At 48.8% G+C, this 25813-nt stretch carries 22 protein-coding genes and 2 tRNA genes; 6 read left to right on the top strand and 18 right to left on the bottom strand.

Annotation, left to right across the window (positions count from 1 at the left end):
* Positions 1-76: 76 nt before the first annotated feature.
* The 7 genes from hda to QEZ41_RS06725 all read right to left on the bottom strand — a co-directional run bounded on the left by hda (position 77) and on the right by QEZ41_RS06725 (position 6906).
* Positions 77-778: a DnaA regulatory inactivator Hda gene (gene hda, locus QEZ41_RS06755; RefSeq protein WP_289410630.1), complete on the bottom strand. Its 702-nt coding sequence runs from the start codon at positions 776-778 to the stop codon at positions 77-79.
* Between the two features lie 27 nt (positions 779-805).
* Positions 806-1879, bottom strand: coding sequence for an AI-2E family transporter (locus QEZ41_RS06750; RefSeq protein ID WP_289410629.1), 1074 nt, complete (start codon positions 1877-1879; stop codon positions 806-808).
* Positions 1880-1894: 15 nt separating this feature from the next.
* Positions 1895-2926, bottom strand: coding sequence for a DUF2066 domain-containing protein (locus tag QEZ41_RS06745; RefSeq protein ID WP_289410628.1), 1032 nt, complete (start codon positions 2924-2926; stop codon positions 1895-1897).
* 211 nt (positions 2927-3137) lie between these two features.
* Positions 3138-3437, bottom strand: a complete 300-nt coding sequence (locus QEZ41_RS06740; protein ID WP_289410627.1) for a ComEA family DNA-binding protein — start codon at positions 3435-3437, stop codon at positions 3138-3140.
* Positions 3438-3626: 189 nt separating this feature from the next.
* Positions 3627-4766: a 4-phosphoerythronate dehydrogenase PdxB gene (gene pdxB / locus QEZ41_RS06735; RefSeq protein WP_289410626.1), complete on the bottom strand. Its 1140-nt coding sequence runs from the start codon at positions 4764-4766 to the stop codon at positions 3627-3629.
* A 256-nt stretch (positions 4767-5022) separates the two neighbouring features.
* Entirely contained in the window at positions 5023-5853 is an 831-nt protein-coding gene (locus tag QEZ41_RS06730) for a CheR family methyltransferase (RefSeq protein ID WP_289410625.1), read from the bottom strand.
* A gap of 126 nt (positions 5854-5979) precedes the next feature.
* Positions 5980-6906, bottom strand: a complete 927-nt coding sequence (locus tag QEZ41_RS06725; protein ID WP_289410624.1) for a chemotaxis protein CheV — start codon at positions 6904-6906, stop codon at positions 5980-5982.
* A 76-nt stretch (positions 6907-6982) separates the two neighbouring features.
* Here QEZ41_RS06725 and flgA point away from each other — a divergent pair, with 76 nt between their 5' ends.
* The 4 genes from flgA to QEZ41_RS06705 all read left to right on the top strand — a co-directional run bounded on the left by flgA (position 6983) and on the right by QEZ41_RS06705 (position 9497).
* Positions 6983-7738, top strand: a complete 756-nt coding sequence (gene flgA, locus QEZ41_RS06720) for a flagellar basal body P-ring formation chaperone FlgA (protein ID WP_434556798.1) — start codon at positions 6983-6985, stop codon at positions 7736-7738.
* Positions 7739-7904: 166 nt separating this feature from the next.
* The gene (flgM, locus tag QEZ41_RS06715) at positions 7905-8228 is read left to right on the top strand and encodes a flagellar biosynthesis anti-sigma factor FlgM (protein WP_289410622.1); all 324 of its coding nucleotides are present in this window, start codon (positions 7905-7907) and stop codon (positions 8226-8228) included.
* A gap of 13 nt (positions 8229-8241) precedes the next feature.
* Positions 8242-8709 carry a flagella synthesis protein FlgN gene (locus QEZ41_RS06710; RefSeq protein ID WP_289410621.1) on the top strand — a complete coding sequence of 156 codons (468 nt, stop codon included), beginning with the start codon at positions 8242-8244 and terminating at the stop codon, positions 8707-8709.
* Between the two features lie 41 nt (positions 8710-8750).
* Positions 8751-9497: a flagellar brake protein gene (locus QEZ41_RS06705; protein WP_289410620.1), complete on the top strand. Its 747-nt coding sequence runs from the start codon at positions 8751-8753 to the stop codon at positions 9495-9497.
* 85 nt (positions 9498-9582) lie between these two features.
* Here the strand turns inward: QEZ41_RS06705 and QEZ41_RS06700 are convergent.
* The 8 genes from QEZ41_RS06700 to pyrG all read right to left on the bottom strand — a co-directional run bounded on the left by QEZ41_RS06700 (position 9583) and on the right by pyrG (position 16499).
* A tRNA-Glu gene (locus QEZ41_RS06700) sits at positions 9583-9658 on the bottom strand.
* Between the two features lie 49 nt (positions 9659-9707).
* Positions 9708-9783: transfer RNA gene (locus QEZ41_RS06695), tRNA-Ala, on the bottom strand.
* 68 nt (positions 9784-9851) lie between these two features.
* On the bottom strand, positions 9852-11648 hold the full coding sequence (locus QEZ41_RS06690) for an ABC transporter ATP-binding protein (RefSeq protein ID WP_289410619.1): 1797 nt from the start codon (positions 11646-11648) through the stop codon (positions 9852-9854).
* Positions 11641-12357 (bottom strand): 2-C-methyl-D-erythritol 4-phosphate cytidylyltransferase, encoded by a 717-nt coding sequence (gene ispD / locus QEZ41_RS06685; protein ID WP_289410618.1) that lies wholly within the window; start codon positions 12355-12357, stop codon positions 11641-11643. The genes QEZ41_RS06690 and ispD overlap by 8 nt, the downstream gene beginning before the upstream one ends.
* A gap of 3 nt (positions 12358-12360) precedes the next feature.
* Positions 12361-12642, bottom strand: coding sequence for a cell division protein FtsB (gene ftsB / locus QEZ41_RS06680; RefSeq protein WP_289410617.1), 282 nt, complete (start codon positions 12640-12642; stop codon positions 12361-12363).
* A 67-nt stretch (positions 12643-12709) separates the two neighbouring features.
* Entirely contained in the window at positions 12710-13999 is a 1290-nt protein-coding gene (eno, locus tag QEZ41_RS06675; protein WP_289410616.1) for a phosphopyruvate hydratase, read from the bottom strand.
* A gap of 23 nt (positions 14000-14022) precedes the next feature.
* On the bottom strand, positions 14023-14868 hold the full coding sequence (gene kdsA / locus QEZ41_RS06670; RefSeq protein ID WP_289410615.1) for a 3-deoxy-8-phosphooctulonate synthase: 846 nt from the start codon (positions 14866-14868) through the stop codon (positions 14023-14025).
* Positions 14869-14870: 2 nt separating this feature from the next.
* Positions 14871-16499: a CTP synthase gene (gene pyrG, locus QEZ41_RS06665; RefSeq protein WP_289410614.1), complete on the bottom strand. Its 1629-nt coding sequence runs from the start codon at positions 16497-16499 to the stop codon at positions 14871-14873.
* Positions 16500-16843: 344 nt separating this feature from the next.
* Between pyrG and QEZ41_RS06660 the strand changes: the two genes are divergently transcribed.
* Positions 16844-18679 carry an SLC13 family permease gene (locus QEZ41_RS06660; protein WP_289410613.1) on the top strand — a complete coding sequence of 612 codons (1836 nt, stop codon included), beginning with the start codon at positions 16844-16846 and terminating at the stop codon, positions 18677-18679.
* Between the two features lie 106 nt (positions 18680-18785).
* On the opposite strand, the gene purL is transcribed toward QEZ41_RS06660, so the two are convergent.
* Positions 18786-22679, bottom strand: a complete 3894-nt coding sequence (gene purL, locus QEZ41_RS06655) for a phosphoribosylformylglycinamidine synthase (protein WP_289410612.1) — start codon at positions 22677-22679, stop codon at positions 18786-18788.
* 261 nt (positions 22680-22940) lie between these two features.
* Here purL and QEZ41_RS06650 point away from each other — a divergent pair, with 261 nt between their 5' ends.
* Positions 22941-23201 carry a YheU family protein gene (locus QEZ41_RS06650; RefSeq protein ID WP_289410611.1) on the top strand — a complete coding sequence of 87 codons (261 nt, stop codon included), beginning with the start codon at positions 22941-22943 and terminating at the stop codon, positions 23199-23201.
* Between the two features lie 214 nt (positions 23202-23415).
* On the opposite strand, the gene tilS is transcribed toward QEZ41_RS06650, so the two are convergent.
* Positions 23416-24714, bottom strand: a complete 1299-nt coding sequence (tilS, locus tag QEZ41_RS06645; RefSeq protein ID WP_289410610.1) for a tRNA lysidine(34) synthetase TilS — start codon at positions 24712-24714, stop codon at positions 23416-23418.
* An 82-nt stretch (positions 24715-24796) separates the two neighbouring features.
* Positions 24797-25750: an acetyl-CoA carboxylase carboxyl transferase subunit alpha gene (locus QEZ41_RS06640; RefSeq protein WP_289410609.1), complete on the bottom strand. Its 954-nt coding sequence runs from the start codon at positions 25748-25750 to the stop codon at positions 24797-24799.
* Between the last annotated feature and the right edge of the window lie 63 nt (positions 25751-25813).

Here is a 25813-nt window from a genome sequence, read left to right as displayed (position 1 = left end):
CTTAGCTCAGCAGCGAAAAAAGCAAGGCTAAACACCCCGCCAAAGTGACCAGCGAGTCGGTTTAGGCAACACCCAGCTAAAACAACACTTCTTTGACGAAGGGTATGGTCAGCTTGCGCTGTGCTTGCAGAGAAGCCTCATCGAGTTTTTCTAAGGCAGAAAACAGGTTATCCATGCTACGTCCTGTGTGGGTTAGCAAGTAACCGCCCACCTCATCAGCCAAATACAAGCCACGTCTTGATGCACGCAACTGCAAAGCACGCAATTTTTCATCATCGGACAATTCGTGCAAATGAAAAACCAGTGCCGTATTCAAGCGTGACTGCAGGTCAGGCAGCTCAATGCCCAGCTCACGCGGGCTTGCCTTAGCACCTATAAGTAATCGCTTTCCTGCATCACGCAATCGATTAAAGGCATGAAACAAAGCTGTTTCCCATTCTGCTAAGCCAACGATGCATTGCACGTCATCCAGAGCAACCAAGTCACAGTTTTCAATATCATCCAGTATTTCGGTGCCGTAACCCACGCACTCAGTCATAGGCAAGTACAGGCTTCTACTGCCAAGCTCTTCGGCGCGCAAACAGGCTGCCTGCAATAAGTGCGTGCGACCTGCCCCAGCAGCACCCCAGAGCCAAATGAAGTTCTCCACCCACGACTGCTCTAGCTGGCAAGCGCGCTCAACATAGCCTAAGGCTGCAGCATTAGCGCCTGGATAGTAATTGGCAAAAGTCGCATCATCGCGTAGGCGTACCGCAAGGGGTAACTGAATTGGTTTCATAGAAATATCACTACTGCCTGCATGAAATTAATCTGCAGCCTCAGACTCACTGTGTTGATAGAAACGCGACTTTATATAGTAAGCATACAGATGACGCAACAAAACCATCAATATAGCTGCTACCGGCAAAGCCAACAAAACCCCTGTAAAACCTAACAATTGACTACCCACCAACAAGGCAAACATTACCGTGACAGGGTGCAGCCCTAGACGGTCGCCGACCAAAGCTTGGGTTAAAAACATACTTTCCAACAAACGTCCGCCGATAAAGACCAATGCAATGCCGCTCAACACATAATAATTCAAGCCAAACTGAAACAACCCAGCCAGTAGCGCCAACACCAAACCAACGATGAATCCTAGGTTAGGCACCAAGCTAGCGAACGCTGCAATCACGCCCACGATAAGCGCCAGCTCTAGTCCTAACGCGCTTAGTCCCAGCGTGTAAATCACACCCAAACTGAGCATCACCAGCAGCTGCCCATGGATAAACGCCCCCAACACCTCATGGCACTCGCAAGCTAACGTATTGATTATGGATTCAAAACGACGCGGTACGAGCAATCGCAAACGTTTGATAATTGCCAACCAGTCAATCAGCAGATAAAACGTCACTACTGGAATCAGCAACAGGTTAGCCAGCCAAGAAAAAAACACTGCACCTGAACTGCTTAGCTTAGTCATCAACACACTAGCTAGGCTGGGTGCTTTGTCTATATGTACAAGTAACATGGATTTGAGCTTATCTGCGTGCCAAACATCCTCATCCAAGTTGAAGGCTTCCTGCACCCTAGGCAGGACTTGGCTTTGTAACCAACCAATAAACTGGGGCATCAACTCATACAAATACAGCATTTGCTGGCCTGCAACAGGAATCAATATGAGCAAAAAAACCAACAGCAGACTTAGCGTAAAGCAAAACACCAGCGTTACCGCCCACGCCCGACTAAACCAACGCTGCAACCATACAACAAGAGGGTTGCTGGCGTAGGCAATCAAGGCACTGACTAAAAAGGGGGTTAATACAGGCAGTAAAACGTAGCACAGCAGCAAAAAAGCTATACAGGCTAAACATAGATAAAAGTACTTTAAACTCTGCATAAGGGCTTTAAATTATTACCATCCGAATAACAAATCCACTTTATCTTGGACGCTCTTGGACGACTCAGTTTTACCAGTGCCCACTTCGCTATTAGATGCTGACTCACTTTCAGTGGCGCTTTCAGATAACTGTTCGGACTCAACCACAACTGGCAAAGCCGAAGACTCGCTCTCAGATACTGGCAACTCTCGCATGTGCTGTAAGGCAAACAAGCTACGCAGCTGTTCCGGTAACGCCTTAACCTGCCAAACACCTTGCTGACCCACGAGCCTAACCAATTTAGCGTTGTAAACCTGCAACAGGTTCTCCACTGTTGCTAATCGCTGCATCGTCAGATCATTTACCTGCACTTTCAGCACCTCACCCTGACCGGGTAACACCGCATACTTATGCACAAAATAGTTTGCCAATTGAAAAAATACAGCATCAGGCAAGTCATCTACCTTGCTCGCTTCAACCTTGCCCTGACGTACTTTGCCCTGCTCATACAGCTGCCAAAGCGCTGTGGGCTGCGGCTCTTGCTCAACGACCACCCGCAAAAAAACATCAGCTGCATAACGCTGAATTAGCTGCTCAACCTGCTCAGCATCCTGAGTAAGCTGCAAGCGATCGGTGAGCATCTGCTCTTGCAAGTCAGCCATTGGGAAACGAACGGGTAAGCCGTTATGCTCAGCGTGCTTAGCGATACTCTGCGCTTTTAACTGACCATCGCTAAACAACTGCTGTCCATGTGTATCACGCTGCGTCCACCACAATAACAGTACCGGTCTTTGCGCTCCCCAAGTAGCCAAACCCTGCTGCTGTAAAGCATTTAATACGCTAGCGGCATCAAAACGCACCGTTAAGGTTGTATCACGATGGTTGTAACCGGTGACTAAGTCTTGGGGATCAGCACTGTGCTGCTTAAGCTGAGGGTAGTCTTCAAGATTACTTACTCCGGTTAAACGCCAAACAACAATGCTAAAAGCGCGGCTTAATGCTTTCTCGCGCGCTTGATTTTCATCATTAGCCAGCTGCTCTACGCTAACCTGGTAAATACTCGGCATCTGCACTGCCTGTGCACAGGTTGCCACTAGTAACACGCTTGCCGTAAATAACCCAGCTAAGAAACGCATAATTCCTCTCTCGCATAATTCGATAGTAATATCTGGGTAGTTTATAAGATTAAGCCATGAAAAACTGCACCCTTGCGATTTAATTGTTTGCCAATAAAAAAGGCAGCTAGGCTGCCTTAATCTCGAACAGTAAATAGAGTTTCTACTCAAGCACTAGCTTATTACGTATACGCTCCAACGTAGAAACACCGATACCTTTCACCTCTAAAAGCTCATCCACCGATGTAAATGGACCTTGAGCCGCACGATAATCCACTATTGCTTGTGCTTTAGAGGGCCCAATTCCCTGCAACTCACGAGATAACGTTTGTGCATCGGCTTGGTTAATATTCACCGACGTCATAGGCGCAACCATCGCCGTTTCTTGCGCTTGAACAACATTACTAACGCCAAGCATGACTGACAGAGCTAACATTAATGAAAACCAGATTGATTTGCTCATAAAAACACTCTCCTTAGTATTTAAGTATGTGCAGAACCGCCAAGTGCTTATCAGCTTGGCCGCGCTACAGCAAGGTCGGCTTTAAGTACCGATTGCAGTTTAAAGTGTAGGCGGTTTTTTTAAACCAACTTGATTTTTAAACAAACCGTGAACCAGCTCACATTCAATTATTAGCCCGACAAAACAGTGTTACCGACTCAGCTGTAACGCCTGAAACACAAGCTGTTGTTGCGCGGTGTAGCCCTCCCCCGCGATCTTTAATGTTGCCAGCTCACGCCGTATTGGATAGTTTTTCCTCAAAAGGTCAAAACCTGCCCCACGCTGCTCAGGCGACAACCTAAACAACATCCGCATTGCCGCATCATCGGTTCTAGGATCGTACAACACTGTTGTTAGCAGGCTTAACAGGTTTTCCGCACTGGCCGTTGGGTTCAACTGAACAGTTTGCAGCAAAGGTTCTGGATATTCTATCGTGGCACTAGGCGACACATCGAAGTGCTGGCAAAACGCATTAAACACCATCTGCGTACCGCGAATTTTGCCATCCAAGCTATACCCAGCAATGTGCGGTGTCGCCAACTGGCATAACGCCGCCAACTCAGGATTAAAAACAGGTTCAGGTTCCCACACATCCAGCACCACAGACAAATCCGTACGCTGTTGCAAGCAGGTTAGCAATGACCGATTATCTATCGTCGCACCCCGAGCTGCATTAATTAACCAAGCGCCCTGCTGCAAAGCAGCTAATTGCTGTGAAGAGAACATATGGTAAGTGGGCCAGCTACCGGAACTCTCTAAGGGTGTGTGCACAGAAATCACATCACACCGCGCCAGAATAGTTGCTAAATCAACATAGTCTTGTGCCGATGACGTCTCTAGCTGCTGGCGCGGCGGGTCACAGAGCATTACCTGATAGCCGAGTTGACGTAACACAGTGGCTAAGCGTTGTCCGACCTGCCCCGCACCCACGATACCGAAAACACGCTCGGCAAGTTTCGCCCCAGTGCGTTGCGCTAACACCTGCAAAACTGCCAACACGTATTCCACTACGGCTTGAGCATTACAGCCCGGCGCGTTAGCCCAAGCTATTTTTTGACTGCTCAAGTAGTCCAAATCTAGATGGTCCGTACCAATGGTGCAGGTACCAACAAACTTAACCGCACTGCCTTGCAGTAGTTGCGGATTAACCTGAGTGATAGAGCGCACGATCAACGCATCTGCTGCACGCACATCGGCGGCACTGATGGCACGACCTGCACGTTTAATTACCCGACCAAACTGAGCAAACACCTGTGCTTCTGGAATATTCTCATCTATAACTATTTGCATACCGTTCACCCCACTACCTTTAGCGAACACAATAAAAAAGCCACGCGCATGTGTGCAAGCGTGGCTTTTTTGACTGTTCTAGGCGTTATAAAAACGCTCCTTAAATAAGCTAAGAAGCCTCTGAATAACTACCTGCGTAGCTACCATTGCGTTAAAAACGTACTCAAAATGCTCATTTACACATGTAAACTGCGCTTTTTCGTACGTTTTTGCCTTGTGTTAGCGTCCTCGGTAACGTTATTCAGAGGCTCCCTAACTATTTGGCTTGATAAATAATTCCCGGATTACACTGCACCATCGTATACAACTCGGGCAAACCGTTTAAAGCTTCTGAGGCACCTAAAAACAAATAGCCGCCAGGCTTTAATGTTGCATGAATACGACGCAAGATATCCTTTTTGACTTCTGCAGAAAAATAAATTAATACGTTACGACAAAAAACCACATCAAACTTACCCAGCGCGGAATAGCTTTCTAACAGGTTAATTTGCCGAAACTCGACTTTCTGTTTAATGAAATCTTTTATTTTCCAACGGCCACCTGTGCCCACCTTATCAAAATAACGCTGCAGCCTTTCAGGTGACAACCCGCGCGCAATAGCTAAGGCATCGTATTCGCCCTGCTTGCTCGCCTCCAGCATAGTGCTGGACAGCTCAGTGGCTATAATTTGCACACCGGCACGCAACTGACCAAAAGCCGTGCGCTCATATTCATCTAAAATCATAGCCAAGGAGTAAGGTTCTTGACCCGAAGAGCAAGCCGCTGACCAAATTCTTAAGCGTTGATTAGGATACTTTGCAACCAGTTCAGGTAAAACCCTGTTTTTCATTACTTCATAGGGGTAGGTATCACGAAACCAAAGTGTTTCGTTGGTCGTCATGGCATCAATTACCTGAGTATGCAGCGCTCCACGTGGGTTGGCCTGCATGCGGCGTACAAGCTCACTTAACGATTGAATGCGCTCTTGTTCGAGTATTTTTTTCAGACGACTACTGACCAAATACTGCTTATTGTCACCGAGCAAAATCCCGGACTGCTTTTCCAAGTAGTCCCGAAATAGATGAAAGTCTGAGAGTGTGAGTGACACTATAATAACGCCTTACTATCAAAATCAATTGTTCAATTATAGCCCAGTATTACTCTAGGTGCTCGAATATAAGGTGTCTGCGCTTATTTAAGAACAGCCCGGCAACAAACCAAGCACCCAAAAACCCTAACCTTTTTGTTTAAGACGCTTTATAACGCTATCAGCCAATCCGTCCGGCTTAAACTTTGGCAAAAAATCATCTGCTCCTACTTTCTCCACCATCGCCTGATTAAACACACCAGAAAGCGAAGTATGCAGTAACACATATAAATCTTTCAGCCTGGGATTGTTACGAATTTCGGAGGTTAAGGTATAACCATCCATAACTGGCATCTCAATATCCGAGATCAACATCAGCAACTCTTGTGCTGGATTAAGCCCCTCTTCCATCATATCAGTTAAGTAATTCAAAGCAGCACGCCCATCACTTAACGCAATGATTTGCACTCCTACATCTTGCAGCACGCGCATCAGCTGTTTGCGCGCTACTAGGGAGTCATCAACGATGAGGATTTTTTTACTCGCTGCTTGACTACGAATATCATCATTAAGCACGCCCTCTGAAATATCCTCTTTGCCCGGCACAACCTCGGCCAAAATCTTCTCGACATCAAGAATTTCAACCAACTCACCCTCAACATGAGTCACTGCAGTTAAATAATGCTCACGACCAGTACCTGCAGGTGGCGGAAGAATTTCCTCCCAGTTTAGGTTAACAATGCGCTCAACCGCACAGACCAAAAAGCCCTGCGTTTTCGTGTTGTATTCAGTGACGATGACAAAACTGTCTTCCAGCTTTGTTTTCTCATGCTTACCTGTTGCCAAGGCTAAATCAATCACTGGAACCGTGTTGCCACGAACCGTAGCCACGCCACGCACCATAGGATTTGAATGCGGTATAATGGTTAAGCTAGGACATTGCAAAACCTCGCGCACTTTAAACACATTCACACCATACAGCTGAGAACCTGATAGCCTGAACAGCAACAACTCTAATCTGTTTTGTCCCACCAATTGGGTTCTTTGGTTTACTGAGTCTAAAACACCAGCCATTGCAAACTCCAAAATAACAGCTCAGACCCCGGTTTCTTTCTCGCCAGCCGGTCTGTTTTTTGCTTTAATAATTCTTATGAACATCCAAATGACATTATCCCGACACACAATGGCCGAACGAAACCTGCCAAGCAAGTTTTTTTTGTTCTGCTTTAGCCTATTTTTAACCAATTTTGCTGCGGCCGGCACGAGCATTGATCAGATTATCGACACCGCCCAATCCTTTCTTGAACAAGAAACCAAAAATTATTTAAGCAATAGCGATATAAAAGCACGTTACGAGGTAAGCATTGGCCGTTTAGACAATCGTCTACGGATGGCCGCCTGCGATCAACCACTCAGTGCTTCATTAGAAAACCCGCAGCAACCGGTCGGTAGAGTTACCCTACGCATTCGTTGCGAGGGCAGCGCACCCTGGTCAATTTTTGTACCGGCACAAGTCAACCTGTACCGTGACGTGGTGGTAGCGACCCGCCCCATAAAACGTAACAGCATTATTCAGACCAATGACATCTCCTTGGCTGAGCGTGATGTCGGCAATCTTAAGCAAGGTTATTTACTCAGCCTGGATAGCGTTATTGGCAGTTTAACCACCCGTGCTCTACAGCATGATCAAGTCATTTCACCCAACCAGCTACGTCAGCCTGCAGCCGTAAAACGTGGTGACCAGGTTATTATTTCCGCAATGAGTGGCAGAGTACGCGTGCGCATGCCAGGCGAAGCCCTGTCTGATGGCGCTATAGGCGAACAAATACGGGTACTCAACACCCGCTCACAACGCGTCATTCATGCACGGGTGGTCGCTCCCGGCCAAGTAGAAGTCGCTATGTAATCTGCATTAAAACCGCTATACTCTGCACCTGTAAACCAAAATCAATCATAGTCTCGACACCATCGCTTACGGCTGAAAAGCCTTTTTCATGCATTGCTCTAAAGTTTATTCTGATGCCGCCGATAGTTAAACTAGTGTTCTAATACTCAGCAGTTAGAGGTTTATCATGGCTATCGAATTTAATCGTGCAAACAGCACGCAAAATCTTACTAAGAACAACGCTCCGCCCGCTAAAGCGGGCTTGAGCGACAACTCAGCACCCAACGCAGCTCAGGCGGACTCCTCAGCGCCAGCTAAAAATCTTGGCGAGTCTGTAAAACTAAGCCAAAGCGCGCTTGAGTTACAATCCATCAACGACAAACTCAAGCACGTGCCTGATATAAATCACGACAAAGTGCAAGCGCTTAAGCAGACTATTGACGATGGCAGCTATAAAGTCGATAGTGCCGCTACAGCCAATAAAATTCTTGCTTTCGAAGCACTACTATAACTTTTTATAAGCCATGCCAGACACTAGAATATTAGAACTGCTAAACACTGATATACACTCCTGCACAGAACTCCTCGCGATTCTGGAGCAGGAGTTTTCTGCGCTAAACGAACGCAAACTCGAACAGCTGCAAGCACTGCTTGATAGTAAACAGCCGTTACTGGTAAGCCTCAACCAAAACGCCAAAGAGCGCAGCAACCTGTTACAACGTAATGGTCTGACAGCAGACATGAACGGTTTCCAACAATTTGCTCAAAACTCCCCACACTCTGCTAAACTGTTACAGCAACACAACACGCTCAATGACCTGATCGAACAGTGTCAAACGGCCAATTTGCGCAACGGCCGGTTAATACGTGCCAACCAAATCAGTGTTGGCTCGGCGCTTAACATTATTCGCGGTAGCAACGAGCCTTCGCTGTATGACAAATCCGGCAGCACCGCCTACAAAAATACTCGGCGCACTTTTACCAGCGCCTAGTTAGACGGTTATTTTTTATACACCATTAGGGTTATTAGTTCGTGTCTACATTGTTTGATGAAGGTAGCGGCCCGCAACCACCTAAAATATTAACAACTCCAGCAGAAATTAACGGTAACTTACGCACCCTCCTGAATAACAACCTGCCTTTAAAAATCCGGTTCCCTGGTCGTGAACAACGCTATCTTAGCTATATCGTTGCTGTTGACCGCGAAAACGCTTCATTAGCGCTTGATGAATTTGTGCCGAACACCGCGCTACGCTTCCTGCAAAACGGCGAGGAGTTTCATGTTGAAGCTCATATAGATGGCGTGCGTATCAACTGGTCGCATCACCAAACAGGCATAGCCGCCACCATCAACGGCCATCCATGCTTATGGTTTAAGTTTCCCGAAGAAATGCGCCACCATCAGCGCCGAGGAACATTTCGCGCCAATGTAATCCCTGACCAGCCCGCCAGCATTACCCTCGCTGGCAACGCCTTGGCTACCCCAGTTAGCGGGCGCTTACTGGATATCTCCGCTACAGGCTGTAAGGTGCATATAGACTCTGCCAACACCCACTTGAAAGCCGGCCAGCTTTACGAGAGCTCTAGCCTAATTATGCCGCATGGCTCATTGACTCTCAGCGTTGAAGCACGCCATGTACAAGTAATAGAAGAGAAGGACATTACCAAAGTTGGCCTGCGCTTTCATCAGGTTGATGGCGTTACTCAGCGCAACATTGAACGCTATGTATACCAGCTACAGCGTGAAGCGCGTCGCGATGAAGGCGGCGAGTTGTTTTAAACCTGAAAAGACAGAAACAAAAAAGCCTGCGCTTTTAGTAAAGCGCAGGCTTTTTATTTACTTTCTTTTAATGCTAAAAGAATAGTGGCGTCCCCTAGGGGACTCGAACCCCTGTTACCGCCGTGAAAGGGCGGTGTCCTAGGCCACTAGACGAAGGGGACGTAACCCTTGACTCCTACTGACTAAACACATCAATAGGCTAGTTTGAATTGGTGGAGCTACACGGGATCGAACCGTGGACCTCTTGCATGCCATGCAAGCGCTCTCCCAGCTGAGCTATAGCCCCAACTCATTGGACGGGGCGCATGATAAGCAAGTCCGACTTTATTGTCAAACCTTTCTTAACAATAAAGATTATTTAGCTTGTAGACGGCCGTAGAGTTCAGCATAAACGCCCCCTTGCGCCAACAAAGCTTGGTGATCGCCCTGCTCAACAACGCGCCCCTCAGAAAGCACTAATATCCTATCGGCCTGTCGTACAGCACTTAAACGGTGCGCAATTATAAGCGTCGTACGCCCAGCCAAAAAGCTTTGTAATGCCTGATGCACGCCCTGCTCGGTCTGGCTATCCAGAGCGGAAGTAGCCTCATCCAGAATCACCACACAGGGATCAGCTAACACCATACGCGCGATAGCTAAACGCTGTTTCTGTCCGCCCGACAGACGCACACCTGCACGACCAATAATGGTGTCTAAACCGTTTGGCAGTTGCCTGACAAACTCATCCAGCTGCGCCACTGCTAGCGCCTGCCAACAGGCCTCATCATCACCCGTACGACCTAGCAGCACGTTTTCTCGCACACTATCGTTAAACAACGCTGGATTCTGTAGTACCACTGCCACATGCTCGCGCACAGTCTGTATACCAACCTGCTCAATGGGCACGTTATCATAAAAAATCGTACCTCGACTGGGGCGATAAAGACCCAACAACAGTTGCACTAAGGTACTTTTTCCACCCCCACTCACACCTACAATGGCGACTTTCTCACCCGGTGCTACTGAGAAGCTCAGGCCATTAAGAATTGGCTCCTGTCGGTAGGAAAAATGCAGATCCTGCACTTCTACGGCTACGGTTTTCTTATGCGTGAATGGGTTAATCTGGGTGGGATATTGCGCTTCATCTTGCCGCGCTAACAACTGATTAATCCGCTGCATCGCACCATTAGCGCCATAGAGCGCATATTGTAAATTCAGTAGCTGTTCAACAGGACCAATCATAAACCACAGGTAACTAAACACAGCAAGCATCTGACCAATCGATAAATCAGAAAACAACACGGTTAGCATCGCCACGGAGCGAAACACGTCGATACCAAACTGAAACATCAAGCCACTTGAACGCATCGCTGTTTCGGTTTTCCACTTACTGGCGATAGCCGAGTCGCGAGCATTCTTAGCACGTAGACGTAAACGAGAAAAGAAATAGTGCTGATGACTCCCCGCACGCACCTCATGAATGGCATCAAGGGTTTCAGTTAAGGCTTGGGTAAAGTGCGCTGTGTTATCGTTTTCTTGTTTTTTAAGGTGCTTGATTTTCTTACCGAGCTTAACTGTAGCCAAAACCACAACTGGATTAAGCAGCAAAATAAATAGCGCCAACTGCCAATGCATCCACAGCAATATAGTGGCTGTGCCCGTGAGCGTAAGTAAAGCTACGATAAAGCGGCTCAGTGTCTCCCCGATAAAGGCATCCAGCGTATCCAAATCTGTTACCAGGTTTGTAGCTACCGAGCCGCTGCCAAGGCTTTCATACTCTGACAAAGAAATACGTTGCAAGCGACCCAGCAGCAGCAGCCTGAGTTTATAAATAATGTCCTTCGATAGCTCAGTAAAAAGCCGACTTTGTAGCACATTAAAAGCCAGCGAGCTCAGTCGCAGTACCAGAGTTACCAAGAGTAAAAACCCGATAAAACCAACGGGCTGCACCCAGCTCTCTGGCAACAAGTTCTGCATAAAGGCCACCGCTTTGCCGGGCTGCTTTAGCAATACTTCATCGACCAATAACGGTAACAACAAAGGTATGGGCACACTGGTTAGCGTCGCGAATAACGCTAAAACATTAGCAAAGAGTATTTTTTGTTTATTCTGCCAAGCAAGCTGACGAATATAACGCCAGCTTAAACTTTGCTTTTGCTTTACATCAGACATCAATCACACCGTCAACCAACCCAGTGGGTTCGTGAACTGCTGCTAACAGCTGCAAGTCTTCCGGGTAAGTGATTTTAAGATTATCACTGCGCCCAACTACCAGCCTAGGTTTAAAGCCAGCCCACTCTACTGCTGACGCCTCATCGGTAATTGCTACGCCTGCCGCTAAAGCTTGTTCAAGCGCATCGCTAAGCAACTGCAGAGGAAACATTTGTGGAGTTAACGCGTGCCAGATGTGTTCACGCTGCAAGGTTTGCTGGCTGCGCTGCTGTGCATCAGCCAACTTTAAAGTATCGCGCGCTGGATAGGCCAATAGCCCGCCGACAGCATCATACTTTAAAGTGGATAGAAGCCTGTCTAAATCCGTGCGCTGCAACATAGGTCTAGCCGCATCATGCACCAACACCCAATCGCACGGCTGCGCACCTAAGTTTGGCAGCACACGCAAGGCATTCAGCACTGAGTCAGCACGTTCCTGCCCGCCGACAACCTGCCGAACCAATGGGTGCTGAACCAACGGTAAATCCGGCCAATATGAGTCATGCTCTGCCACAGCTACTGCTGCACCCTGTAATTGTGGATGCGGCAAAAAAATATCTAGGGTATGTTCTAAAATCGTTTTCCCTGCCACCTGCAGGTATTGCTTAGGTCTATCGCTAGCCATCCGACTACCAATGCCAGCCGCAGGAATTACAAGCCAAAACTTCACAGACTACTCCAGCAACAGGTAAAGCGTTTCACCCTGCTTCACCATACCCAACTCATGCCGCGCACGCTCTTCAACGGTTTCCATACCCTGCTTTAATTCCATTACCTCGGCTTCCATCATGCGGTTACGTGCTTGCAGGCGCTCATTCTCGTTACGCTGCACTTGAATTTGCCGCTCTAATTCTATGCGGTGCGTTACTCCACCATCGCCAAACCAATACCTATACTGCAGCGTCAGCAGCATAATCAGCAAGATAGCGGTAAGCCAAAGTGAAGGTCTTTTCATCGTTCAGTCATTACAAAGGAAAAGGGCAGCCCAATGCTGCCCTTATGTTTAGTGCTTAGTTGTAGTATTAACCGCGAAACTCAGCACGTCCACGATAGACAGCCTTATCGGCCAACTGTTCCTCAATGCGTAACAGTTGGTTGTACTTGGCTACGCGGTCGGAACGGCAGAGCGAACCGGTTTTAATCTGCCCCGCTGCTGTGCCTACGGCCAAGTCAGCAATGGTGGCATCTTCAGTTTCGCCGCTGCGATGGGAAATCACTGCGGTATAACCTGCTGCCTTAGCCATTTGAATAGCTTCCAGCGTCTCGGTCAGTGTGCCAATCTGGTTAAATTTAATCAGAATAGAGTTAGCGGTTTTCGATTCAATGCCCTGCTTGAAAATGCTGGTGTTGGTGACAAAGAGATCATCACCAACCAGCTGGATTTTCTCGCCGATTTTATCGGTGAGCAGCTTCCAACCGTCCCAATCCGACTCATCCATACCATCTTCAATAGAAATAATTGGAAAGCGCTCGGTTAAGCCAGCCAAGTAATCAGTAAAACCTTGAGCATCAAACTTCTTGCCTTCACCCGCTAAATCGTACACTCCGTCTTTATAGAACTCGGTCGCCGCGCAGTCCAACGCTAAGGTAATGTCTTCGCCTAGCTTGTAACCGGCATTGGCAATCGCTTCAGCAATCACGGTTAAAGCTGCTTCGTTAGACTCAAGATTGGGCGCAAAGCCACCCTCGTCACCCACGGCCGTGCTTAAGCCACGCGCCTGCAGTACCGCTTTCAAGTGATGAAAGACTTCTGTACCGATACGCAAAGCTTGCGAGAAGGTTTTCGCACCCACCGGTTGAATCATAAACTCTTGGATATCGACGTTGTTATCCGCGTGCTCACCGCCGTTAATGATGTTCATCATCGGCACCGGCATGCTGTACTGCCCCGGCGTGCCATTAAGCTCAGCAATGTGCGCATACAACGGCATACCTTTGGCTTGTGCAGCAGCTTTAGCAGCGGCCAGTGATACCGCCAAAATAGCGTTCGCCCCCAATGTGGCTTTGTTGTTCGTGCCGTCCAGTGCAATCATGATGCGGTCTAAGCCTTGCTGATCGGTAGCGTCTTTACCCAGCAATGCTTCACGGATAGGACCATTGACGTTGGCAACGGCTTTAAGTACGCCTTTGCCCATGTAGCGAGACTTGTCGCCATCGCGCAGCTCTAACGCTTCGCGCGAGCCCGTCGAGGCACCCGAGGGCGCGCAAGCACTGCCAATAATGCCATTATCCAAAATAACATCGGCTTCCACTGTAGGGTTGCCGCGCGAGTCCAGAACTTCACGTCCTTTGATGTCAACAATCTTTGCCATGGGTTGGGTTACTCCATCAAAAATTAAGCAGTTTCAATTACCGAGAAACTTTTAATTAAATCATCCAGCTGTTTGAGCTGAGCTAAAAAGGGTTCAAGCTTATCTAAACGCAGCGCACAGGGACCATCGCACTTAGCGTTATCCGGATCTGGGTGCGCCTCTAAAAACAGTCCTGCTAAGCCCTGACTCATACCGGCTTTCGCCAAATCAGTGACTTGCGCACGACGCCCACCTGCGGAGTCTGCACGTCCGCCTGGGGTTTGTAACGAGTGGGTGACATCGAAAAATACGGGGTAGTTAAATTTTTTCATGATGCCAAAACCCAGCATATCCACCACGAGGTTGTTGTAACCAAAGGCGCTACCGCGCTCGCATAGAATCAGCTGGTTGTTACCGGCTTCTTCGCACTTGCTCAGAATATGGCGCATTTCATGGGGAGCTAAAAACTGGGCCTTCTTGATATTGATGACTGCGCCGGTTTTCGCCATCGCCACGACCAAATCGGTTTGACGGGACAAAAACGCTGGCAGTTGAATAATGTCGCAAACTTCGGCTACGGGCTGCGCCTGATAAGGCTCATGCACATCTGTAATCACTGGCACGTTGAAGGTCTTTTTGACTTCCTCAAAAATCTTCAAGCCTTCGTCTAAGCCCGGCCCGCGAAACGAGTTGATAGAAGAGCGGTTGGCTTTATCGAAGCTGGCTTTGAATACATAAGGAATACCGAGCATGTCGGTCACGCGCACGTATTCTTCACAGGCGCGCATGGCTAAATCACGCGACTCCAGCACATTAATACCGCCAAATAAAACAAAAGGCTTGTCGTTGGCGATATCGATATCAGCAACACGAATCGTTTTTTGCGTCATGCTTATTTTTCTCCTTGATGGGTTAATGCTGCCTGCACAAACCGGCTAAACAACGGGTGCCCATCACGTGGAGTTGAGGTAAATTCTGGATGGAACTGACAGGCCACAAACCAAGGATGATTCGGTACTTCGACCGCCTCAACCAGGTTACCGTCTTCTGACCAAGCTGTAACTTTCAAGCCTGCCTCTTGTAACGGCTCTAGCAATGTATTATTCACTTCATAGCGATGGCGATGACGCTCTTGGATCTCGGTTTTGCCATAGCTCTGCTGTAACAAACTGCCTTTTTCTAAGCGGCATATTTGAGCCCCCAAACGCATGCTGGCTCCCAACTCATCGTTTTCAGTACGGCGCTGGACAGCACCACTGGCTGTCTGCCACTCAGAAATCAAACCCACGACCGGGTAATCCGTTTCTTTATCGAATTCGGTTGAGTTAGCCCCTTGCCAACCTAAAACATTGCGAGCGTACTCAATCACTACCACCTGCATGCCTAAGCAAATCCCTAAATAAGGGATGCCCTGTTCACGCGCATACTGAACGGTTTTAATCTTACCTTCCACGCCGCGCAAGCCAAAACCGCCCGGCACCAGAATCGCATCCACACCCTCAAGCACCTGCGTGCCTTGGGTTTCAATGTCTTCAGAGTCAATGTAGCGGAAGTTAACTTTGGTTTCTGCATGAATACCCGCATGATTCATCGCTTCAATCAACGACTTATAGGCATCCAACAGCTCCATGTATTTACCCACCATCGCAATGGTGACTTCATGCTTTGGATTGAGTTTGGCCTGAATCACCACATCCCACTCGCTCAGATCAGCACTCTGCGCTTCTAGCCCAAAACGTTCCAGCACGTAATCATCCACGCCCTGGCTGTGCAAAATCCCGGGGATTTTATAAATGGTGTCGACGTCTTGCAGGCTAATTACCGCCCGCTCTTCAACGTTGGTAAACAAGGCGATTTTGCGACGCGAGGAGATATCTAGCACCACTTCTGAACGGCACACCAAAATATCTGGCTGCAAGCCGATGGAGCGTAACTCTTTGACCGAGTGCTGTGTCGGCTTGGTTTTGGTTTCGCCGGCGGTGGCGATATAAGGCACCAACGTCAGATGCATGAGCATGGCACGCTTAGCACCCACTTCAACGCGCAACTGGCGAATGGCTTCTAAAAATGGTTGGGATTCGATGTCACCCACCGTACCGCCAATTTCCACCATGGCGATATCCGCGTCACCCGCGCCTTTAATAATACGGCGCTTAATTTCATCGGTGATGTGTGGAATCACCTGAATGGTCGCCCCCAGATAATCACCGCGACGCTCACGACGAATTACTTCTTCATACACGCGCCCAGTGGTGAAGTTGTTGTTTTGCGTCATCGTGGTGCGCACAAAACGTTCGTAGTGACCTAAGTCCAAGTCGGTTTCTGCGCCATCATGGGTGACGAACACCTCACCGTGTTGGAACGGGCTCATGGTGCCAGGGTCCACATTAATGTAGGGATCTAATTTTAATAAGGTGACTTTAAAACCGCGCGCTTCCAAGATGGCGGCTAAAGAAGCTGAGGCAATACCTTTGCCTAATGAAGAAACAACACCGCCGGTGACGAAGATATAGCGCGTCATAAAAAACCCTGGATATACAAGTTATGGCGGATATCCGCCCGAGAAAAAAACAGTAGCAAATAGGCCTGTAACGAAGATTTGTTCACAGGCACCTTAGGAAAAACTCAGCCAAGGTCTAGCCACTCAAGACGGTTGAGTAGTTTACGCTAAAGACGGGATTGACTCAAACTGACATTAACATAAATTTTATTTATTTCATGCTTTCTGCAAGTCGACTGCCGTTTAACCTAAACCGCACTGAACTCTTTACCTATAAACAACCTATTCAAAGCAACCTAGCTGTTCTATTTCACTCCACATAGTACAATAGCCGCCCTTTGTTTACCGACCATCTTTGAGTTGCCATGAATCTTCCTCTGTTTTGGGTTTTAAGCTTACTACTGATCGCTATTATTCTTTTCATTCGCAACAAGCCGCGCATGGATGTGGTCGCCGTACTGGTGCTGGTCGCTTTGCCTTTAACCGGCGTTCTAACAGTGCAGGAAGCTTTAGCAGGCTTTAGCGATCCCAGTGTTGTGGTGATTGCCGCGCTATTTATTGTTGGCGAAGGACTGGTGCGCACCGGCATTGCTTACCAGCTCGGTGAAAAACTCATCGAGCATGCTGGCAGCAGCGAAACCAAGCTGATTATTTTATTGATGGTTTCCGTTGCCATGCTCGGGTCAATTATGAGCTCTACAGGTGTTGTAGCCATCTTTATTCCTGTCGTTCTAAGTATCTGCGCACGCAGCAAAATCCATCCTAGCAAGCTAATGATGCCGCTTAGTTTTGCGGGCCTGATAAGTGGTATGCAAACTCTAGTTGCAACACCTCCCAACATGGTGGTTCATAGTGAACTGGTGCGTAATGGTTACGACGGCTTTACCTTTTTGGCTTTTACTCCTATAGGCATAGTTGTATTGATTTTAGGTGTTGGCTACATGCTGCTCACTCGCCACTGGTTGGCCAGTAAGCAAAGTCAAAAAGAGGCGGGTGAGCCACGCCACACTATTGCTGATTTAGCACGCGAATATAACCTTGATGGCCGTGAACGTCGTTTACGCGTAAAAGCCAACTCCATTTTGACGGGTCAGACACTGAACGAGCTGCAACTGCGTACCCAGTATGGCATTAACGTTATTGCAGTAGAGCGCCAACAACGCTTCCGGCGCACCCTCCTGAGCGCCACGGGCAGCACTGAATTACGCGCTGGTGATGTGCTGTTAGTGCACTTAGTTAGCCCCACCATTGATCTACTTAACTCTTACCATGAGCTCGGTGTCGAACCCCTAGGCATCAAACAAAGCTATTTCGCCGACCATTGCCGCACATTAGGTTTAGCTGAGGTAATGCTGCCCCCAGAGTCACGCCTGGCTGGCAAAACCATACAAGAACTGGGTTTTCGCACGCACCGCAAACTCAACGTGGTCGGTCTGCGACGCAATCAAAATGCTTTGGATGGTTTATTAGTTGATGAGGTTCTAAAAGCTGGTGATACGCTTTTGGTGGCCGGTAACTGGAAACACATCCATGCCTTACAGGTGTACAGCCGCGATTTTCTCGTACTGAGTTTGCCCGCAGAAAAAGACAACATTGCCCCCGCGCTAAGCAAAGCGCCACATGCTTTGATAAGTCTAGCTGTTATGGTTGCCCTAATGATTACCGGCGTAGTGCCTAACGTATTAGCGGCCATCATCGGCTGTTTGCTGATGGGTGCTTTTCGCTGTATTGATATGGATAGCGCTTACAAGTCGATTCACTGGCAAAGCATTATTCTTATTGTCGGCATGATTCCTTTTGCTGCCGCCTTGCAAAAAACCGGCGGTATTGATTTAGCCGTAAACGGTTTAATGGGTATCTTTGGTGATTCAGGTCCGCGGGCAATTCTCACTGTGCTGTTTGTGTCTACCGCCGTTACCAGCTTATTTCTGTCCAACACCGCCACGGCCGTGCTTATGGCACCAGTTGCTATTGCCACCGCCGTAGCGATGAACGCATCACCCGCACCCTTTGCGATGACGGTTGCAGTGGCTGCATCGGCAGCCTTTATGACGCCTATCTCCTCGCCTGTAAACACGTTGGTACTTGGGCCTGGACAATACCGTTTCAGCGACTTTGTGCGTATCGGTGTACCCTTCACGGTTATCGTCTTAATCGCTACGATTATCATGGTGCCGATGCTGTTTCCGTTTTTCACATAATCTTGCTTTACCTCAGCTGAGCAGGGGTAAACAGCTGTGCAGTACAGCCATAAAAAACCGCGCTCTAGTTAATTAGGCGCGGCTTTTTATTTGCTTGGGCTAGAAACTAGCCCACCCAAACTCGGGCATTACGGAACATACGCAACCAAGCAGCATCTTCTTGCCAGCTGTCAGGGTGCCATGAGTTCTGTACCGTACGCACTAAACGTTCTGGGTTAGGCATCAGCAAGGTCACACGACCGTCTCGACTGGTAAAGCCCGTCATACCCTGAGCAGAGCCATTAGGGTTCGCCGGATAAGCCTGGGTTACTTGCCCGTGATTATCAACAAAGCGCAGCGCCACCAAACCAGACTTATCAGCTGCTGCTAGCTGATCCGCATTGGCATAAGTCACCCGCCCTTCAGCGTGCGCTACGGCCACAGGCAAGCGTGAACCAGCCATGCCGGTCAAAACGATTGAGGGCGAGTCTTGCACTTCAACCATACTCAAGCGTGACTCGAAGCACTCTGATTGGTTGTGCACAAACTGCGGCCAGTGCTCAGCACCCGGAATAAGCTTTTTAAGTTGCGCCAACATCTGTGCGCCATTGTTGACGCCAAGGGTAAAACTGTCGTTGCGGCTGAAGAATTCAGCAAACTGGGCACGCAGTGAGTCATTAAGCAAAATGGATTTCGCCCAACCCGCCCCTGCACCCAGAGCATCACCAAAGGAGTAACCACCGCTGGGCGCTAAACCTTTAAAGTCTGCCAGCAGCACACGACCTGCCAGTAAATCACTCATGTGCACGTCTACAGCATTAAAGCCTGCACGCTCAAAGGCTGCAGCCAACTCAACATGTCCGTTACTGCCTTGCTCTCGCAATATCGCAATCTTTGGTTTTACTCCTGTGGCGATATAGGGCGCTGCCACGTCCTCATTAACATCAAAGCTTAGCGATACATTTAAGCCCGGATCGTGCTCGTCCAGTAATACGTCATATTCTTGCTGTGCACAGTCACTGTTATCACGAATACGCTGGATCTGGTAGCTGGTTTGTGTCCAGATACGCTGCAACTGGCTGCGCTGTGCACTGAACAGTAGCATGCCATCCAAGCTAATGGTGACGCTATCACCCGCCTCAGGCTGTCCGATGCTGTGTACGCAATCAGCTAACCCAGCATCCGCAAAAACAGCCTGAACCTGCGCCAGTTTCTCACTAGATACTTGAATAACTGCACCCAGCTCCTCACTGAACAACGCCGCATTTGCTTGCTCTGCTTGAATACCTAGCGCATCCAACTGCAGAGACAAACCGCAGTGCCCAGCAAAGGCCATTTCTACCACCGTGGTTAACAATCCACCATCGGAACGATCATGGTAAGCCTGCAATAAACCCTGAGCATTAAGCTGTTGAATGCTTGCGAAGAAAGCATTTAAATCGTCTGCGCTATCCACATCTGGCGCGTGTTCACCCAGCTCTTTGTACACCTGCGCCAAAATCGAACCACCCATGCGGTTTTGACCACGACCCAAATCAATCAGCAACAATTGACTGTCGCCTTTATCTAGCTGCAACTGTGGGGTGAGGGTTTGGCGGATATCCAATACCGGCGCAAAACCACTGATAATCAGCGATACGGGCGAGGTGACTGTCTTTTCTTCGCCCTGCTCCAGCCAGCGAGTTTTCATCGACATGGAGTCTTTACCCACCGGAATAGTAATGCCCAACGCTGGGCATAGCTCCATACCAACGGCTTTAACCGTTTCATACAGGCGCGCATCTTCACCCGGATGGCCCGCTGCCGCCATCCAGTTGGCTGATAAACGAATGTCAGAGATTTTATCAATACGTGCGGCGGCGAGGTTAGTAATCGCCTCACCCACAGCCATACGCCCAGAAGCAGGCGCATTTAAAATCGCTAAAGGCGTACGCTCACCCATAGCCATGGCTTCACCGTAATAGCTATCAAAACTCATCGCCGTAACCGCGCAGTCCGCAACCGGAACCTGCCAAGGACCCACTAACTGATCGCGCACGACCAAGCCCGTGACACCGCGGTCGGTCGCGGTAATCATATAAGCTTTGCTGGCTACCGTTGGGTGACGTAAAACACGCTCGACTGCTTCAGTTAATGGCAACGTTGAACTATTAAAAGCTGCACCCACTGCAGTTTCACGCGTTACAATGCGATGCATGCGTGGCGGTTTACCCAGCAATACATCCAGCGGCATATCTACCGGCTGGTTAGCAAACTGCGTATCATTAACCGTCAGTTGTTTTTCTGCTGTCGCCTCACCCACGACTGCAAAAGGGCAATGCTCGCGCGCGCAGATGGCGGCAAAACGTTCTATATCTTGCTCAGCAACGGCCAACACATAACGCTCTTGGGCTTCGTTACACCAAATCTCTAGCGGGCTTAAACCTGCATCTGCGCTGGGTATTTTGCGTAATTCAAAACGTCCACCACGACCTGCATCATTCACTAACTCAGGGAAGGCATTAGACAAGCCGCCTGCACCCACATCATGAATAAAACGAATAGGGTTTTCTGCGCCAAGCTGCCAGCAGCTATCAATCACTTCCTGGCAACGACGACCCAGCTCTGGGTTACCGCGTTGCACGGAAGCAAAATCCAAATCATCAGCCGCTACTGTGTCGACTGAAGAAGCCGCGCCACCACCCAAGCCAATAAGCATGGCAGGGCCACCTAGCACAATAAGTTTATTACCCGGCTCAATTTCACCTTTTTGCACATGTTCAGCACGAATATTTCCCAGTCCACCAGCCAACATAATAGGCTTGTGGTAGCCACGAACTTCTGGACCATTAACCGTATCTACCAGCTGCTCAAAACTGCGCACATAGCCGTTCAGGACAGGACGGCCAAATTCATTATTAAAAGAAGCGCCCCCTTTCGAGCCTTCGATTAGTACATCCAGCGCGCTTACAATGCGATCAGGCTTGCCGTAATTAATTTCCCAGGGCTGCTCGTAGCCGGGAATATTCAAACCCGAAACAGTAAAACCTGTCAGGCCAGCCTTAGGCTTAGATCCAATACCGGTAGCCCCCTCATCACGAATCTCGCCGCCTGAGCCCGTTGCTGCGCCGGGGAAAGGCGCAATCGCGGATGGGTGGTTATGGGTTTCTACCTTCATTAAAATATGGATAGGTTCTTGATGGGCGCGGTATTCGCCGGTAGCCGGATCAGGAAAAAAACGACCTGCACTGAAGCCTTCAATAACTGACGAGTTGTCTTTGTAGGCAGACAAAACACCTTGGTTGTTCATTTCGTAGGTATTTTTAATCATGGCAAACAGTGATTTCTGCTGCTCTTGCCCATCGATATCCCAGCTCGCATTAAAAATTTTGTGGCGGCAATGCTCAGAGTTCGCCTGAGCAAACATCATTAATTCAATATCATTCGGGTTGCGTCCCATTTTTTGGAAACTAGCAACCAAATACTCCATTTCATCTTCAGCTAAAGCCAAGCCAAGCGCTTGGTCGGCCTGTTGTAGCGCCGCCAGTCCACCGCCCAACACATCAACACTATTAAGCGCGCGCGGCGCAGACTGCTGAAACAAAGCCCGGGCTTGTTCAAGCTGCTCAAGTACGTGCTCACTCATGCGGTCGTGCAGCTGCGCCGCAATCTGGCGCGCCTGCGCTGTATCAAACTGACCGTCAACGTAGTAAGCAATGCCGCGCTCAATGCGCTTGACCTTACTTAAGCCGCAGTAGTTAACCAAGTCCGTAGCCTTGCTAGACCAAGGAGAAATAGTGCCCAAACGTGGTACTACTAAAAAAAGCTGGCCGCTTGGCTCCTGCGTAGTCGCTGCTGGCCCATAGGCTAACAGGCGCGTTAACGCGGCATGTTCCGTTGAATCCAGCTCACTGGCGAGCTCGACAAAATGAACGTAAGTAGCAAAAAAGCTAGACACGCTAGGAACCAAAGAAGTCAGTTGTTGGGAAATAGCTTGCTGACGAAAGTCAGAAAGGGCAGGAGCACCGCGCAAAATGAGCATCGTTGAAACAGCCTCTAAATGGAGCGAAATTGGGCGTCTATTTTAAACCTCCACAACCAAAATAACCATTTTATTTTTTTACTGTGCTTACTGCTAACAAATAACCTCGCACAACCAAGCCATACATGAAATTTTTTGCCTGCTCACGACGCTCAATAATTCAAGATCACTTACTGCTATACTGCCTTGAGTTTTACAGCGGCATCTTAATTGCGAGCACAGGCTCACGCAGAAAAAATAGAGTTCCATACAGGTGGTTTCATGCTCATTCCCTATCAGCAACTCAGTGAAGCAGCCCTGCAGGGGTTACTTGAAGATTTCGTCAGTCGTGATGGAACCGATAACGGCGATGAAACGCCTTACCAGACCAAGATACAAAGGGCGCGTGCAGCATTAGAAAGCAAACAGGCTGTGATTGTGTTTGACACTGCCACGCAACAGTGCCAGCTTTGCTTGCGTCACATGGTACCGCAAGAGTGGTTAGCCCAATTGCATAGGTTGGATGGAGCAAGCTCTACATAACCCGGCCTTGAATCCGTGATTGTCAATACGTTAAAACGCCTGCCTGCTTAGATAAAACTTGCGCTTCCTTGCGCTGCACATCCTATGCTCAGCTGCATCCCGCCGCTGCCCTAGCCCACTCCATTAGGCACATCCGTTTGTGCCTATAATTCATAATAGCCCAGAATATCGACTTAGCTATTTTTGCAATAAAACTGTGAACAGCAGCACGCTTTTAGGGGGGCGGATACCAATACAGCTGAAACTGCTTCGCTTTTGCGCCCTGCAAAGAAGAACAATTAGCTACAGCTATAAGCTGCTGCTGCATGTATGCCAAAGGGATGCGCTGACGGAGAAACTGGGGGATATTTTGCTCTTGCAACAAACGCTTTAAATCACGCCGCCCACGCGTTGGTAATTGCATCTGTTCGCCACCTTGGCGATAACGGATATGTATCAGCACAGGCAGTTCGCCCTGCACCTCAAGTACACCATTGCCGGGCAACACATACCGACCCGGCTTGGTGATTTCCAACTGCACTGTTTCTACAGACGCCAGCCAAGATTCCGGCAACCAATACAGCTGCTGTTGATAACGCACCAGCGCACCCTGTTGCAAACGCCAAACTGGCTGGGCATCGGCTTTGGCATCGCGCAAATCATACCAACCTGCCCAATGCTGGGTTTCAATAGCAGGCGTTTTATCAGCAAGCCAATAACGCAATAGATTTTTTTGTCGCTTATCGCTCAGCTTGGCTATTTTATCTAGCTGCAAACCCGCCAATGGCAGCCAGCTGATAGGCGCTGCTAGCTGTGCCTGCTGCAGGTCAAGCTGGGCTAAATCATTCAGCAGTTGCTGTGCTTCGCGCATATGTTCAGTAGCGCGTTGCAACACTGAGAGTGTAGCTGGCCAACGTTGTTTGAGTAATGGAATAATCTGGCGGCGAAGAAAATTACGATCAAAATATTCTTCTGCATTACTGGGATCTTCTACCCAATTTAACTGGTGTTGCTGGGCATAGTCTTCGAGCTCTTGGCGCGCAATACCCAATAACGGGCGCAACAAATGCGCTTGACCTAAAGCACGTTGGCGAGGAATCGCCTGCAACCCAGTAATACCACTACCGCGCAATAATCGAAACAACAGGGTTTCCGCCTGATCATCCTGATGCTGCGCCATCAACAAGAGTTCTTCGGGCTGCAAATGTTCTGCATAGGCCGTATAACGTGCATTGCGTGCTGCTTGCTCGACACTGGCTTGCTGCGCAACCTTTATTTTGATGACACTAAGCGCAACGCCCAGTTGCTCACAAACGCTCTGGCAATGCGCTGGCCAGTCTTCGGCTGCTTGCTGCAAACCGTGGTGAATATAAACAGCTCGCAAAGCTGGCCTTGAGCTGGGCGGTATTTGCGTAGCCAGAATATGCAGTAAAACCGTGGAGTCCAGCCCACCAGAAAAGGCCACGCACCAAGCTGGAGCTCGCTGCCACGGTTTAAGCTGCTCTATGACCTGCGGAACAATTCTGTGCTGCATAATTAGTTAAACTTTCTCATAAAAAAACCCGCAGAACTTTGCTGTCAAAGTGCTGCGGGTAGTATTACGCAAACCTAGCTGGCTAGGAAGAAATACCAAAGCTCATCAATTTGGCGTAACGCTGCTCCAATAGCTCATCCGTACTTAACGCTTGCAACTCTTCTAGCTGCTGTATTAAAACCGCACGCACATTATCGCTGGTAACCTGCATATCACGATGCGCTCCACCTAGCGGCTCATCGATAACCTTGTCAACAATACCCAAACCTTTTAAGCGTTCTGCAGTAATGCCCATGGCCTCAGCTGCTTCAGGCGCTTTATCCGCGCTGCGCCATAGAATCGATGCACAACCCTCTGGTGAAATAACCGCATAGGTAGCAAACTGCAGCATATTCAGGCGGTCACATACGCCAATCGCCAAAGCACCACCGGAGCCACCCTCGCCTACTACCGTGGAAATAATCGGGGTTTTCAAGCGCGACATCACTCTTAGGTTCCAAGCAATAGCTTCACTCTGGCCACGCTCTTCAGCATCAATACCCGGATAAGCACCGGGTGTATCAATAAAAGTCAAAATAGGCAGCTTAAAGCGCTCAGCCATCTCCATTAAACGGCAAGCTTTACGATAGCCTTCTGGACGCGGCATACCGAAATTACGACGCACTTTCTCACGTACTTCACGGCCTTTCTGGTGACCAATCACCATCACCGGTATGCCTTCAAAACGAGCAATACCACCAACAATCGCAGCGTCATCAGAGAAATGGCGATCACCGTGCAGCTCTTCAAATTCGGTAAACAGGTGCTCTACATAATCAAGAGTATACGGGCGTTGTGGGTGGCGCGCCATGCGTGCAATTTGCCAGCTATCTAGATCTGAAAAAATATTTTTCGTTAGCGTTTTGTTTTTTTCTTTTAAGCGCGCAATTTCATCACTGATATTAATATCGTTATCGTTGCCAACCAAACGCAGCTCTTCAATCTTGGCTTGTAAGTCTGCTATGGGCTGTTCAAAATCCAAATAGTTCGGGTTCATGAGTTTTCCACTTTGCTTTGCGGCCGTCTTGCGATTGGCTCAGACCGAATAAAAACACAACAA

Source organism: Thiopseudomonas acetoxidans, assembly GCF_030362935.1.
Lineage (GTDB): Bacteria > Pseudomonadota > Gammaproteobacteria > Pseudomonadales > Pseudomonadaceae > Thiopseudomonas > Thiopseudomonas acetoxidans.
The sequence above is the reverse complement of the archived record's forward strand: the minus strand, read 5'-3'. Positions and strand labels throughout refer to the sequence as shown.